At 60.8% G+C, this 14,129-nt stretch carries 13 protein-coding genes; 6 read left to right on the top strand and 7 right to left on the bottom strand.

Annotated elements, in window-relative coordinates:
- Nucleotides 1–57 precede the first annotated feature (57 nt).
- From BLS87_RS14200 to dinG, 3 genes are all read right to left on the bottom strand, one after another.
- Nucleotides 58–1,206, bottom strand: coding sequence for a serine hydrolase domain-containing protein (locus BLS87_RS14200; protein WP_074753115.1), 1,149 nt, complete (start codon nucleotides 1,204–1,206; stop codon nucleotides 58–60).
- A gap of 117 nt (nucleotides 1,207–1,323) precedes the next feature.
- Complete coding sequence (locus BLS87_RS14205; RefSeq protein ID WP_074753116.1) at nucleotides 1,324–3,510, bottom strand: beta-galactosidase; 2,187 nt, start codon at nucleotides 3,508–3,510, stop codon at nucleotides 1,324–1,326.
- Nucleotides 3,511–3,617: 107 nt separating this feature from the next.
- On the bottom strand, nucleotides 3,618–5,762 hold the full coding sequence (gene dinG / locus BLS87_RS14210) for an ATP-dependent DNA helicase DinG (protein ID WP_074753117.1): 2,145 nt from the start codon (nucleotides 5,760–5,762) through the stop codon (nucleotides 3,618–3,620).
- 128 nt (nucleotides 5,763–5,890) lie between these two features.
- Between dinG and BLS87_RS14215 the strand changes: the two genes are divergently transcribed.
- Complete coding sequence (locus tag BLS87_RS14215) at nucleotides 5,891–6,355, top strand: DUF2269 family protein (protein WP_074753118.1); 465 nt, start codon at nucleotides 5,891–5,893, stop codon at nucleotides 6,353–6,355.
- 108 nt (nucleotides 6,356–6,463) lie between these two features.
- On the opposite strand, the gene BLS87_RS14220 is transcribed toward BLS87_RS14215, so the two are convergent.
- From BLS87_RS14220 to BLS87_RS14230, 3 genes are all read right to left on the bottom strand, one after another.
- The gene (locus BLS87_RS14220) at nucleotides 6,464–7,237 is read right to left on the bottom strand and encodes a collagen-like triple helix repeat-containing protein (protein ID WP_074753119.1); all 774 of its coding nucleotides are present in this window, start codon (nucleotides 7,235–7,237) and stop codon (nucleotides 6,464–6,466) included.
- Nucleotides 7,230–7,505, bottom strand: coding sequence for a DUF1145 domain-containing protein (locus tag BLS87_RS14225; RefSeq protein WP_074753120.1), 276 nt, complete (start codon nucleotides 7,503–7,505; stop codon nucleotides 7,230–7,232). The genes BLS87_RS14220 and BLS87_RS14225 overlap by 8 nt, the downstream gene beginning before the upstream one ends.
- A 231-nt stretch (nucleotides 7,506–7,736) precedes the next feature.
- On the bottom strand, nucleotides 7,737–8,438 hold the full coding sequence (locus BLS87_RS14230; protein ID WP_074753121.1) for a PA1041 family peptidoglycan-binding anchor lipoprotein: 702 nt from the start codon (nucleotides 8,436–8,438) through the stop codon (nucleotides 7,737–7,739).
- A 244-nt stretch (nucleotides 8,439–8,682) separates the two neighbouring features.
- Between BLS87_RS14230 and BLS87_RS14235 the strand changes: the two genes are divergently transcribed.
- Together BLS87_RS14235 and BLS87_RS14240 are read left to right on the top strand one after the other, a co-directional pair.
- Nucleotides 8,683–9,180: a DUF6231 family protein gene (locus tag BLS87_RS14235; RefSeq protein WP_074753122.1), complete on the top strand. Its 498-nt coding sequence runs from the start codon at nucleotides 8,683–8,685 to the stop codon at nucleotides 9,178–9,180.
- A gap of 10 nt (nucleotides 9,181–9,190) precedes the next feature.
- Nucleotides 9,191–9,664 (top strand): YchJ family protein, encoded by a 474-nt coding sequence (locus BLS87_RS14240; protein WP_074753123.1) that lies wholly within the window; start codon nucleotides 9,191–9,193, stop codon nucleotides 9,662–9,664.
- Between the two features lie 26 nt (nucleotides 9,665–9,690).
- Here BLS87_RS14240 and BLS87_RS14245 read toward each other — a convergent pair whose 3' ends face one another.
- Entirely contained in the window at nucleotides 9,691–10,290 is a 600-nt protein-coding gene (locus BLS87_RS14245) for a hypothetical protein (protein WP_074753124.1), read from the bottom strand.
- A gap of 135 nt (nucleotides 10,291–10,425) precedes the next feature.
- Between BLS87_RS14245 and BLS87_RS14250 the strand changes: the two genes are divergently transcribed.
- From BLS87_RS14250 to BLS87_RS14260, 3 genes are all read left to right on the top strand, one after another.
- Nucleotides 10,426–10,911: an LEA/WHy family protein gene (locus tag BLS87_RS14250; protein WP_074753182.1), complete on the top strand. Its 486-nt coding sequence runs from the start codon at nucleotides 10,426–10,428 to the stop codon at nucleotides 10,909–10,911.
- 4 nt (nucleotides 10,912–10,915) lie between these two features.
- On the top strand, nucleotides 10,916–11,122 hold the full coding sequence (locus BLS87_RS14255; protein WP_074753125.1) for an SEC-C metal-binding domain-containing protein: 207 nt from the start codon (nucleotides 10,916–10,918) through the stop codon (nucleotides 11,120–11,122).
- A gap of 235 nt (nucleotides 11,123–11,357) precedes the next feature.
- A complete protein-coding gene (locus tag BLS87_RS14260) occupies nucleotides 11,358–13,841 on the top strand; it encodes a penicillin acylase family protein (RefSeq protein WP_074753126.1) in 2,484 nt (827 codons plus the stop codon).
- Nucleotides 13,842–14,129 lie beyond the last annotated feature (288 nt).

A 14,129-nucleotide genomic window follows, 5' to 3' on the forward strand; every position in this document is an offset into this window, starting at 1 on the left:
GTTCCGTTATGGGCGGTTTAACTGACAGTCGGTAGAACAAGCACTTATCGGCGATAGTTATTGCAAACACTCACCAAGCACCCGGACCAGACGTTGCGCGCGCGGATCCATCAACACATACGGGCCCAACGTGTTGGTCACGAAGCCGAAAGCCACGTCACGTTCAGGATCGGCGAAGCCCACCGATCCCCCGGCACCCGGATGGCCGAACGACTTTGCGCCCAGGCCGAACGTCGCATTGGGCACGGTGGGCTGATCGAGCATGCAACCCAGACCAAAGCGCGTCTGGGTCAACAATGTCTTATCCTGGCCGACGCTGTGCTCGCGGGTCAGTTCGTTGATCAGATCGGCTTCCAGCAGGCTGCCATCAAGCAATCCGCTGTAGAAACCCGCCAGGCTGCGGGCGTTGCCGTGGCCGTTGGCGGCAGGCTGTTGCATGCGTCGCCACTCAGGCTTGTTGGTGCTGGTCATGATCGACGGCGGGTTGGTAAACGCCCGCGCGGTCATGGACGTGGGTTCACGCATCGTGGTCTGGACCAGACGCTGGGCAGCTTCATCGCCCATATTGCCCTTGCCCCGCGCGATATGGGCCACTCGATGGAATTCCTCATCCGCCAGACCGACATGGAAATCCAGTCCCAGCGGCCTGGCAATACGGGCGGCGATTGACTCACCCGGCCCGCGGCCGTCGGCGCGGCGAATCATTTCACCCACCAGCCAGCCGTAAGTAATGGCAGCGTAGCCATGGCCCTGACCGGGCTTCCACCAAGGCTCTTCCGCGGCCAGCGCGTCGGTCATCGCCTCCCAGTTGTACAAGGCCTCAGCGGGCAACATGTCATGAATCGCAGGCAAGCCCGCCTGATGGCAGAGCAACTGACGCAGAGTGATCGTCTGTTTACCAGCAGCGGCGAACTCGGGCCATAGCCGTGAAACCGGTTCGTCCAGGTGCAACTTGCCTTCGCCCACCAACTGCAACGCGGTGACCGCCGCAAAGGTCTTGGTGCAAGAGAACAGGTTGGCAATGGTATCGCTGTGCCAGACCTCGGCACCGTCCTTATCGGCCGTACCCGCCCACAGGTCGAGCACGGTTTGCCCACCGACCTGCACGCACAAGGCCGCGCCACGTTCTTGAGGATCGTCGAACAGCGCGGCAAACGCTTCGCGTACAGCTTCAAATTGAAGCTCGAAATGACCTTGAATCTGCACGGTTTCGCTCTCCGGTCGGGGCCTGCACAAAATGGCGTGCATTGTTCCAGCGATTTGAGGGTTTGGGAACAGCCACGCGCCATCAGGCGCGCAGCAAATCCTGTAGGAAAGGCGCCATTACTGAGCCTTGCCGATCACCTCGCTCACCTGCCCATTGGCTTTACGCACAGCCTCCACAAAGCCTTGGTACGGAACGTCCGTAATCCCGACCAGGCCCAGGTGGCCGTTTTCCCCGTCCAGCATGCGGCCGGTCGCAGGTTGGTCCAGGTACTGGAACCAGTGCACACCGACGATGGAAGGCTCGGCCAATGCGCTCTTCAGGAAGTTCGAATAAGCGGGGCCACGATCCTCCTCGCGGGCCACCTCCATGGCGCCGCCCCAGAAAGGTCCGCGATCACGCGAGCCGAAGTGGAACTCACTGACCAACACGGGCTTGTCGAGCACGCGCAATTTGGCGAAGTCCATCCCGTCCTGCGGCTTCGGCGTGTAGAGGTTGAAACTCAGCACATCGCAGAACTTGGCGCAGGCCTCGATGGCCTCGGGCGTGCTGACGCCGAAACGTCCACCGAGCAGCAGATGGTTGGGTGCATGCCACTTGAGCGCGTCGGAAATGGTTTTGAAATAGGTCTCGGCAAACACCCGCTGGAAATATTTGAAGTCATTTTCGATTTCCGGGTGCTCAGGGCTCGGCAATGGCGGCTCAAAGCCGGGGTCTTCCATCAGCTCCCACGCGGGCAAGTCTATCCCCCACGCTTTGGAAAGGCCTTCCTGATTGCGGTACTTGTCACGCAATTGCTTGAGGAACGCGCGCTTGGCAGGCACATCCGTCGTGAGCTTCAACGTGCCGTACGCCAGCGCATAACGGTCGTGAGGGTCGTCCCCCGGCGCGGCCCACGCCAGTTCGTTATCGGCGAAATAGCCAATCAGGTAGGGATCGTCGCGGTGATCGCGCGCAGCAATGGCTACAGCACGTTCAGTGGCCATCGCGAAACGGGGATCGAACGGATCAGGCATCCCGCCCCACCAGTCGTGACCGGTACTGATGCTGACGTAATCGCCGACGATGGACAGCGGCAAGGTGTAAGGCACATGGCTTTGCGAGCTCACGTCCGGATTCTCGAGCGCGGGCTCGCTCCAGTTGCCAATGGTGTTGAAGCCCCACGCCTGGAGGCGCTGCAACGTGTGGTCAGCCCAGTGTTGGGTATCAAACACGCCGTAGGTGCGCTGCAGGTTGGCGCCGTAGAAATCGAACGTGCGGCCCTGGTCAAAGTGCCGATCCTTGCTCGCGCCGGTGTCGCGGTGATCATTCCCCTTGCCATAGAACGTCGCCAACGGATCGTCGTCTCCCGGCAGACTGCTGAACATCGTCTCGCGGCCCTCGACGTAGGTCTGGCTGTCGTCCGCCGTGACAGCATTGACGCCCAGCGAGTAGAACGGATGCCCTTCGGGCGTTACCAGATACCACCGTTCGTTGCGTTTCTCGGTGCGGAAAAAGCCCTTTGCCTCGAAGGTCGGCCCTTTGAGCAGGCCGCCATATTTGTCCTGGGCCGGACGCTCTTTCAACCACGCCTTGAGCTGCGTTTGTTCCTTGCCGGCCAGGGCCTTGAGTTGATCGTCGTTGTTGATCTTTTCCGGCCATTTGCCCCGCGTGTACTGACCGTAACCGTCGAGCAGGTGGGTGTAGGCGGCTTTTTGAACCCCATCGCCTTCCTGTACGCCGAACTTTTCGATCAGGACACTTTGCGCCACGTCGGGCCGGGACATCGACACCGTAACGGAACTGACCTGCGCAGGATTCAGCTCACCCTCGGTATTGGCCAGCAACACGTGCTGACCTTCATAGGTCCACGGCATGGGCGGTCCAACCCGCATACCCTGGCTCAGCGGCGAACTGGCTTGCAGCGGAACGATGAGGGTTTGCGCGGGCCCTGCCGGGAGGTCGATCCGGCTGTTGAGGGTCTTGCCGTCACTGCTCTGGATTTGCACATACAGCGTCAGTGCCCAGTCCATGGCGCTCTGTACCCGCAAGGTCATGGCGCTGTCTGCACTCCAGTCCCAAACGCCGCTTTGGGGTGTCAGCCGCAGGCTGGGTTTTTCGACCGGATTGAAGATGACCCGCCGCAGCACCTCGCCCTCGGCGGTCTGCTCGGCGTTGGCTTGCGGCAACGTAGCGTCCTGTGTCGTGACTTGCACCACATCGGCAGGACGCACGAAATTGAACAGCGTCTGCTGGCCGTCGGGCGCGGCATACACAGGTCCCGCGCACGCGATGGCGAGGACGGCAGACAGTGAACGGCGAATCATTTGATCGGGTGCTCCTTGATCATCGGACACTCCATCGCGGCGTCAGCGCTGACGATGGAGCAGGCCGAGATAAGACCCGATCAACCGCGTTTCATCCCCGACACACGTCAGGAAATTTCGCGGCGGAAAGGCGGCAGCGCGTTGAGGATCGCCTTGCCATAGCGCTGGGTGACCACGCGACGGTCGAGCAGCGTGATGATGCCGCGGTCCTGTTCGGTCCGCAGCAGGCGACCACAGGCCTGAATGAGCCGCAAGGAAGCGTCGGGCACGGCGATTTCCATGAACGGGTTGCCGCCGCGGGCTTCGATCCACTCGGCCAGTGCCGCTTCCACCGGGTCGTCAGGCACCGCGAACGGGATCTTGGCAATCACCACGTGCTCGCAATAAGCGCCGGGCAAGTCGACCCCTTCAGCGAAGCTGGCCAGACCGAACAACACGCTCTCATCGCCGCCGTCGACCCGAGCCTTGTGCTTGTTGAGGGTTTCCTGTTTCGACAGGTTGCCCTGGATGAACACACGCTTGCGCCAGTCGCGCTCCAGACCGTCGAAGACTTCCTGCATCTGTTTGCGCGAAGAAAACAGCACCAGCGTGCCTTTCGACCCTTCGACCAGACCGGGCAACTCACGAATGATCGCGGCGGTGTGCTCAGCGGCATTGCGCGGATCGGCCTTCAAATCCGGTACGCGCAACACCCCGGCATCGGCGTGATGGAACGGGCTTGGCACCACCGCCGTGACGGCGTCCTTGGGCAGGCCGGCACGCATGCGGAAACGGTCGAATTTGCCCAGCGCCGTCAGCGTTGCCGACGTGACCAGCGCGCCATAGGCCACGTTCCACAGGTTGCGACGCAACATCTCCGCCGCCAGGATCGGACTGGCGTTGACTTCGATGTCGAACAGCGAGCCGCTTTCGGCGAGGGTCAGCCAGCGCGCCATGGGCGGGCTGTTTTCCGGGTCTTCGGCGGTGAAGGCGGTCCACAGCTCCCAGTTACCGTGTGCACGGGCCAGCAAGCTGCCGAACAGCGGGTACCATTCTTCGGCCTGATGGCTGGCGATGCCGATATTCACCTCGCCATCCATGCCTTCTTTGAGCAGTTCGGTCAGGCGCGTGAACAGATCGTCCAGACGGGCGAACCCCTTCTTCAGCTCGATGCCCATCTCGCGCATGTGCTCAGGCACCACACCGCCGACGAAACGATGGCGCGGGCGCTCCCGCCCTTCCATGTCTTCGCCCGCCTTGAAGTCGGCCAGTTGCTCGCACGCCGTGAACATGAATTGCTGGTGGGTCTTGATCTCCCGCGCGAGCTCCGGCACCTGCTCGATCAGCTTGCCCAGGTCGCCGGGCAGCGGATGCTGAGCCAGCAGCTTGGTGAGGTTCTTGGCCGTTTGCTCCAGCCAGTCCGCCGTTGAACGCAGACGGCTGAAATGCGCGAAGTGGCCGATGGCCTTGTCAGGAAGGTGATGGCCTTCGTCGAACACATAGAGCGTATCGCGGGGATCAGGCAGGACGGCGCCCCCGCCGAGCGCGAGGTCCGCCAGGACCATGTCATGGTTGGTGACGATGACGTCGACTTTTCCCATGCCTTCGCGGGCTTTGTAAAACGCGCACTGCTGAAAATTCGGACAATGCCGGTTGGTGCACTGGCTGTGATCGGTCGTCAATCGCGCCCAATCCTGGTCGGCCAGCTCCTGAGGCCAGCTGTCGCGGTCGCCGTCCCATTTGTTCCCGGCCAGCTTCTCGATCATGGTGGTGAACAGTTTCTGGCTGGCCTCGTCGACCTCGATCTTGAAGCCTTCTTCTTCGAAAAGCTGCGCCGTGGCGCTTTGCGCGTTGCCTTCCTGCAGCAGCACGTCGAGCTTGGACAGGCACATGTAGCGGCCACGCCCCTTGGCCAGCGAGAACGTAAAGCTCAGCCCGCTGTTGCGCATCAGGTCGGGCAGGTCCTTGTGAACGATCTGTTCCTGCAACGCAACCGTGGCGGTGGCGATCACCAGGCGTTTGCCGGCTGCCTTGGCCGTCGGGATCGCGGCGATGGCGTAGGCGACTGTCTTGCCGGTGCCCGTGCCGGCCTCCACCGCGACCACTGCCGGGTCGCCCGAACGCCGGCCTTCCTCGTCGGTGTCCACGTCTCCCAGCACTTTGGCGACCTCGGCGATCATCAAACGCTGGCCGTAGCGAGGTTTGAGGCTCTTGGCTTCGAGGAAACGCGAATAGGCGCCCTGAATCTGGGATTTGAGTTCGGTGCTGATCATGGGCTGGGTCGTTGGCTCGGCGTCACGGTGCTGAATGAAAACATAAAAAAACCGCTGGATATATCTCCAGTCTTCGGAGGGCGGCTATCATACCGCGCTAATTCTTTCTGCGCAGAACGGAGTTTCCGATGTCGCTTGTAGCCTTTGTCTACACCTTGCACGTCCTGTCAGCTGTTGTCTGGGTCGGAGGAATGTTTTTCGCGTGGATGATTCTACGACCGGCGGTCATCGCGGCACTGGAAGGCCCCTCACGCCTGAAGCTGTGGCTGCAGGTCTTTCCGCGTTTTTTTGTGTGGGTCTGGTGCGCCGTGGTTCTGTTGCCCGTGACAGGCATCGGCATGATCCACCTCAATTTCAGCGGTTTTCAGACGGCGCCGCGCTATGTGCAGGTCATGATGGGCTTGTACGTGGTGATGGTGGCGCTGTTCCTGCGCATCTCGACGCTGAACCTGCCGCAACTGCGCAAAGCTGTCGCCGCCGAACAGTGGCCTGATGGCGTGGCGGCTCTGGGGAGGATCAGGCGTCTGGTGGGGATCAACCTGATTGTGGGGATTGTGGTCGTGGCGATTGCTGCCATGAGACCGACATTCTGATGGGCAGGAGCGCGCTTGCCCGCGAAAGAGGCGTCTGACGATACAAGCAGATGGATCGTACTGACGTCATCGCGGGCAAGCACGCGCCTACCGGGTCAAGCGGTGCGATTACAACTTGCGAACGTTCACAGATCCAGCAGGCCCGGTCGAACCTGGCTGGCCTTTCTCGCCGTTCTTGCCTGACTTGGCGCCGTCCGCGCGGTAGACGAGACAGCCTTTGGAAGTGCCGCCCTTGCCGCCTCGGCCGCCCTCACCGCCAGCACCGCCCGCGCCGCCCTGCACATTGACCTTCACACGGTCGTCCGGGAACGTCTGAGGCAGCTCCAGACGAACCAGAGCACCGGGTGCGCCGTCCTTGCCGTTGCCGCCGTTATCACCGTCGAAACCCCGGCTCGCCGAGCCCCAGGTGCATCCCGGGTCTTGACCGTTGCCGCCATCCAGCCCCACATAACCGGGCGAGCCTGCACCACCGCGCGCGTCGATGAACAACTCATCGGCGTTCAACTGTTCCATGCGAAGGTTCAGATTACGCCCTGGCAAGGGCGGCTTTTCAAACGTGCCCGGCGCACCGCGGGCGGTGATCTGCGCGCCACTGCCGAGGTCGCCTCGTTTGACCTGCAACTTGAACGGCTCGGCGCCCGGGACAATGGCGATGCGCGACTCATGGCCCATGACCAGTTGTCCCACTTGCACTTCCGTGAGCCCGGCGGGGATCAGCAATGTTCCGTAATCCGCCACCTCCAGACGATCCAGTTGCAGGACGCTGGTGTTGCTCGGCAGGCGCATCAGCGAATGCGGCTCCACCGAAATGCCCTGCGCCATCACCCAGGAACTGCTCAGGGCCGACAGCAGGCCCGCCGTCATCAGCAACGCATTACGCATGGTGAACCTCCGCCTGACGGCGACCGAAAGATTGCAGGTGGAAAATACCGAAAATCAGGATCTGTAAACGATCGAACCAAGGGTGCGAACGCCCCCGCAGGCTGCCGTTGAAAAAAAACAGTTCCATGACGTGGGTCAGCAGCAACACACTGCCCGCCAGTTTGATCAACATCTCAAAAGGAATCGGCAAGACAAAGACCTGATTGGCCAGCACCACCGCCCAGAACCCCAACGTCAAGACTTTCCCCAAGCCCCAAAACAACTTCATGACACGCCCCTGGTATTGTTTTATTTCTGTGCCGCGAAAAGCTTTGCGCACAGTACGGCGACGAGCGCGACTATGCCAGAGGGTAGGGATAAAAGTCGTGGGTTTAGGGATTGCGCAGATACGCGTTACAGCCGACGAGGCGCGCTGTGCCTTGATCCGCCTTTGATGCCCGCCAAAAAAAACCCCGACACGATGGCCGGGGCTTTCTCACACATTGAACCGTGAACTCAATCAGCGATTAAGCTTGATCTCCACACGGCGGTTCAAAGCACGGCCTTCGGCAGTTTTGTTATCCGCCACGGGACGCGCTTCACCATCACCTTCCACCGACACAAACGCACTGCGAGCAATACCGGCGCTGACCAGGTAATCCGTCACCGAATGCGCACGTTTCTCCGACAGTTTCTGGTTGTAGGCATCACTGCCCACGCTGTCGGTGTGCCCGCTCACATGCATCTGCACGTTAGGCGCTTCGGTTTTCAGTTTGGTCGCAACCATATCCAGTTGCTGCTTGTCGCTCGGAGTGAGCGTCGCCTTGTTGAACTCGAAGTGCACGTCACGGATGGTAATGACTTCTTCTTTTGGCAACACCACCGGAGCCATCGCAGGCTCTGGCGCTGGCGTCACGAGTGGGCAACCGGTCGCATCCACCGGGGTGCCTTTCGGTGTATCCGGGCACTTGTCGACGCTGTTCAGCACACCATCGCCATCATCATCGCCATCACCGTGAGCCCAGCAGTAAGCGCCCGCCATCACACCGACCGCACCGCCCAGACCCGCTGCGACCGAAGCGGTCTGGAACGCGCCTATCGCTGCACCGGTGAGAACCCCGCCCGCAGCACACAGTGGCCAGTCGGTCTTTTGCAAGCCGGCACAGCCCGTCAATACACTGGTAACCAAAATCAGAGGTAACGCTGTCCGAATCATGCTCATACAGTTCTTCTCCTTTGGTATCGGCTAAAACCGACTGAAATGGAGTAAAGACGCCGTTGGGGCCATTTGCCACCCGGAAACAGGGGGTTTTATGGCTTTTTCAGTGCACGGTCTGGCGTGTTCTTCTAGAAATAGCCTTTTGCCTTCACTCCGTACGCTTTGTCCGGGCAACCGTTAAAAAAGTTCAAGCACTAGGCCACGATCCTTCAGCAGGCTAACCTTGCGAGCTCAATGAGGGATTTCGATGACCGACAGTTTTTCCACCCGCACCCCGCAGCAGGCCCTCGCCGCCCTGCTCGACCGGTATGCGCCCAAACGTCTTCTGCTGATTGGCGCAGACAGTTTTCCTGCCCTGCAGGCGTTTCAGGAAGCGCACCCGGACACCCATCTGGCGCAGGCCGCGCCGGGCGCATTGCCGGCTGAACTCGCAGGACAGCGTTTTGATCTGGCGCTGGTGGTCGATTGCCTGGAGCACATGCCCAAGCGCGCGGGGCTGGAATTGCTGGGTGGCATTCGCAACCTCAATGCCAGCCGCATTGCCGTGCTGGCCGACATGAAGGCCTGCGGTTGGCAGACCACCGACTTCTATTCGCTGGCCCTGCAAGCCAGTGAACGTTTCGCCCGGGACGAACAGGTGCTGACCCTCTTCACTTACGACCTGCGCGAATACAAACAAGTACCGGACTGGCTGAACGCAAAGTTTTGGGCCAACCCGGAGAATTTTGGCAAGTACTGGTGGTGAGACACGCATCATGAGCAGTGCAATTTGTCCCTGTGGCAGCGGCAATCTTCTGGACGGTTGCTGCGCCCGTTTTCACGCGGGTCAGCCCGCGCCGAGCGCTGAAGCCTTGATGCGCTCACGTTACAGCGCGTATGTGCTGGGCCTGGTGGATTACCTGCTGGACACGACCCTTGCGGTGCAAAAAAGCAGCCTGGACCGAGCATCGATCAGTCAGTGGAGTGCACAGAGCACCTGGCTCGGTCTTGAGGTGGAAAGCGCCGAGCTGTTGGGCGGCAAGCCCGAGCACGCTTTTGTGACATTCACGGCGCGCTGGCACGACGCGACGGGCGAGCACAGTCATCGGGAGCGCTCGGCGTTCGTTCAGAACCATGGCCGCTGGTATTTCATCGACCCGACCGTGCCGCTCAAGGCGGGGCGTAACGACGCGTGCCCCTGTGGCAGTGAGCAGAAGTTCAAGAAATGCTGTGCTGCCTACATGGCTTGAGCGTCAGAACAGCGCGCGCCGGACGATCACGCCAGCTTTAAATGCGAGATGTCCGGCAACAGCACGTGTTCGACTTCCGTCTTCTGCCCCATGTCGCTGCCCGCCGGCGCCAGGCTGAGGCCTGAAAGGTCCAGTCGAGGTGGAACGGGCGGTGCTTTCGGGTCCTGCACGTCTTTGCCCAGCGCTGAAAGCGTAAAATCCGGCGCCTGGACATCGACGAAGGCCGCCATATAGACGTCTCTGGGTTCGAGCCTGGATCTGTGCTCAGGCTTGGCGACGCTGCCCGGTCCCGGCACTAAAGAGGACGTTTTTCTCGTCCAGGTCGGTTCGTCGGGCGGCGGGGCAAGCTCGACTTCCTCGACCTCCATCTCGGCGGGCGCGGGAACGTCGATCTGGCCCGGCATCTCTACCACATCAGCCTTAGCGCCTGCGCGCTCCAGGGTGGAGCGGTATTTTTCTGCCGCAGCCTGATCCAGGTTGTTTTTCAGCACCAGACGCCGTCCGGAGAACAGCAGCGCGATGCGTTGTGCGTCCGCCTGAAACAGCTTGGCCAGGTTCGCCTGGACCCGGTCCAGTTGTGCGCCAGGTACCAATTGGCCGGAAAAAACAATTTCGTACATCTTCATGGGTCAATACTCCTTCGACACATGGCATGAGTATGGCGCAGGCTCTAGGGAACAGCGAGCGGCCCACAATCAGTCGGTGCCAGGCTAAGGCCAGCAACGTGCTTGCTAGACTGCAGACTGACAGGGAGTGAACGAATAGTGTTTCAGTTACGCGTCATCAAACTGCTTTGCCTCTGCGTGATATTTGGGCTATCCGGCTGCTCGAGCCTGATCACCGGTGGCGAGCAAGACCCGGAAGTCAAGCTGCTCAAGGTCGATGTGGTCAAGGCCAAGTTGCTGCGCCAGGACTTCAAGCTTCGCTTTCGCGTCGACAATCCCAATGACTCGAGCGTGCTGGTCAGAGGCCTGCGTTACAAGATTCTGCTCAACGACCTGCTGCTCACCGAGGGCGAGCACAGTGACTGGTTCATTGTCGAAGCGCACGGCCACAAAAACTTCTCGGTGCCGGTGCGCACCAACCTCTGGGAACACCTGAAAGATATTTCGAAGATGCTCAGAAAGTCCGATCAGCCTATTCATTACCGGCTGGAAGGCAAGCTCAAGACCGGATTTTTGTTTGGACACAGCGTGCGTATTCAGCGCAACGGCGAGATAATCCCTGGCGATTTAATTCCGGAGTAGCTCCATGAACCAGCAAGCCCACGTGCACGGCCCTGATTGCGACCACGATCATGACCACCACGAGCATCATCACGACCACGGCCACGTGCATGGCCCGCACTGCAACCACGAACCTCAAGAGCCGGTCCGTAACGCGCTCAAGGACGTAGGTCGCAACGACCCTTGCCCCTGCGGCAGCGAGAAGAAATTCAAGAAGTGCCACGGCGCGTAAGTACAGGCACGATTTAACCTGTGGGAGCGAATTCATTCGCGAAAGATTGGCACGGCGATGCATCGGCATCGTCTGTACCGGCCTCTCGCGAATGAATTCGCTCCCACAGTGTTTTGCGCGGTCACTCGAAGACTATGAAAAATCCTGAAATAAACTCCCTCCCCCCGCTTGCGTGGCGCCTGCCTGCTCTCTAACGTAGCGCGTTTCCAACGCCTACCCCCGCAGGAGCTCCATCATGGCCTCGCCAGCCCTCTCACCCCTGAAGACGCGACTCAGTACTGCCGCCGCCATGATGGGCCTGTTGAGCCTCGCCGGCTGCCAGCTCGGCGGTGAAGACCGTGACAACCTGCCGCCAACCAGCGGGGTCTTCGCGATCAAGGGACTGGCGCAGAACGTGTCGGTGCGCCGCAATAACCTGGGCATGCCGCTCATTGAAAGCAGCACCTTTCACGACGCGCTCTTCACCCTGGGTTACGTCCACGCCAGCGATCGCATCTCGCAAATGGTACAGATGCGCCTGTTGGCGCAGGGCCGCCTGTCGGAAATCGCAGGACCGGGAGCGCTGGATCTGGACCGCATGATGCGCGCCGCCCAGCTCAAGCAGAACGCGAGCGACCTGTACAACGCGTCATCGCCGCGCTTGAAGCGTTTCTTCGAGGTGTATGCACGGGGCGTCAACGCCTACCTGTTCCGCTATCGCGACAAGTTGCCGTCCGACCTCGCCGACGCGGGTTACAAGCCCGAATACTGGAAGCCCGAAGACTCGGCGCTGATTTTCAGCCTGCTCAACTTCAGCCTGTCGGTAAACTTGCAGGAAGAAATCTCCTCGCTGGTGCTGGCGCAGACAGTCGGGGCCGACAAGCTCGCCTGGCTGCTGCCGACCTACCCCGATGAAGCGCTGCCGTTCGCGGAGGCCGACAAGCTCAAGGGGTTGAACCTGGGCAGCCAGATGCCGGGGCTGAGTGATCTGGACAAGGCGGCGCTGCAACTCTCGGACCTCAACCTGTTGGGCGTTTCGGCCTCCAACAACTGGGTGATTTCACCGCAACGCGCCCGCGCGGGCAAAAGTCTGCTGGCCACCGACAGCCAACTGCCCGCCACCTTGCCGTCCATGTGGAATTTCGTGCAGATCCGTTCGCCGAAATACCAGGCGGCCGGGGCCACCGTCGCGGGTCTGCCACTGGTGCTGTCCGGCTTCAACGGCAAGCTGGCCTGGGGCATGGGCCCGGCGATGGGCGACAACCAGGACCTGTTCCTGGAAAAACTCAAGCGCGAAAACAATCGCCTGATGGTCATGGTCGACGGCAAATGGGTTGCGGCCGGAGCCCACGAAGAAACGTATTTTGTCAAAGGTCAGTCGCCGGTGCGCGAGCCTGCGTATGAAACCCGTCACGGGCCTTTGCTCAATGCCAGTTCGGCGCAACTCGCCAGCGGTCTGGGCGTTGCCCTGCAAATGCCAGACGCCAAGGACGACAAAACCCTGGATGCGTTGTTCGACCTGACCCGGGCACAGAACGTTGAGCGGGCCTTTGATAACACCCGGGAAATCCGCGCGATTAACCTGAACATCGTGTTCGCCGACGCCTCGAACACCGGTTGGCAGGTCACCGGGCGTTACCCGAACCGCCGCGAAGGCCTGGGCCTTATTCCCTCGCCGGGTTGGGAAAGCCGTTTCGATTGGGACGGTTACGCCGACGCCATGCTGCACCCGTATGATCAAGACCCGCAGCAAGGCTGGATCGCCACTGCCAACCAGCGCACCGTACCGAAGGGTTACGGGATGCAGTTGTCCAATTCCTGGGACTACCCGGAACGCGCCGAGCGGATCGCCGAGTTGGCCAACACCGGCAAGCAGGACACGCGCAGCACGATCAGCATGCAATACGACCAGACCACGACGTTCGCGGCGAAGCTCAAAAAGATGTTCGAAGCGCCGGGCATGTCCAAACCGCTGAAGCAAGCGATCGATGCGCTCGCGCCTGCGGACAGGGACAAGGCGCGCGAGGCATTGAGTCGTCTGATGGCATTCGACGGCCGGTTGTCGCCGGTCTCGTCAGACGCCGCGATTTATGAGCTGTTCCTGCAGGAAAGCACCAAACAGATATTCCTCGATGAGCTGGGTCCGGAAAGCAGCCCGGCATGGAAAGCGCTCGTCCAGACGGCTGACCTGTCCTACTCGCCACAGGCTGATCACTTACTGGGGCGCGAGGACAGTCCATATTGGGATGACGTCAAAACCCCGCAGAAAGAAGACAAGCCGGCGATTCTGGCGCGCAGTCTGGCCGCTGCGATCAGCGCGGGGGAAAGTCAGTTGGGCGCTGATCACAAGGCGTGGCAATGGGGCAAGCTGCATCAGTACACGTGGACATCGCAAAGCGCTCAGTTGACGGCAGCGATCGGCGGCAGCAAAGCCAGCGTGATCAAAGGCCCGATGGCCGCTGGCGGTGATCACACGACGTTGAATGCCTCGGGCTTCCATTGGGGCCAAGACTTCAACGCCGCGGTGATTCCCGCGATGCGCATGATCGTCGACTTCGCTCAACAGGAGCCGATGATGGCGCAGAACGCTGCGGGGCAATCGGGTAACCCGGCGAGCCCGCACTTTGCCGACGGGATCGAGCCGTGGGTGAAGGGGCAGTACATGTCGGTGCCGATGCAGCCGGAGAACTTTGAGAAGGTGTACGGGAAGCAGCGGTTGACGTTGACGCCCGGTAAATAGCGCTTTTGCGGTAGTGGTTGGGTGTCGGCGCTGGGCTTTGGGTCTAGCCCGTTATTTGTGTCGGCGCTTTATATGTGTTCTGGCTAACGCCAGACCTGTTCCGCCCTTGGTTACTTGGGGTCTTTTCAAGTAACCCGCCGAAGGCGGAACGCTTCTGCCATTAGGCAGAACCTGTAGCGCCGCTCCGATGCTCGGATGCCCGCACATCAACGCAGGCCAAAACCAGAAGCCAGCCAAAAACCCCGAACTTCCACCCGCCCAACCGCTCTACCTGACAAGCCCCTCAAT

The sequence above is a fragment of the Pseudomonas abietaniphila genome, assembly GCF_900100795.1.
Taxonomy (GTDB): Bacteria; Pseudomonadota; Gammaproteobacteria; order Pseudomonadales; family Pseudomonadaceae; genus Aquipseudomonas; species Aquipseudomonas abietaniphila.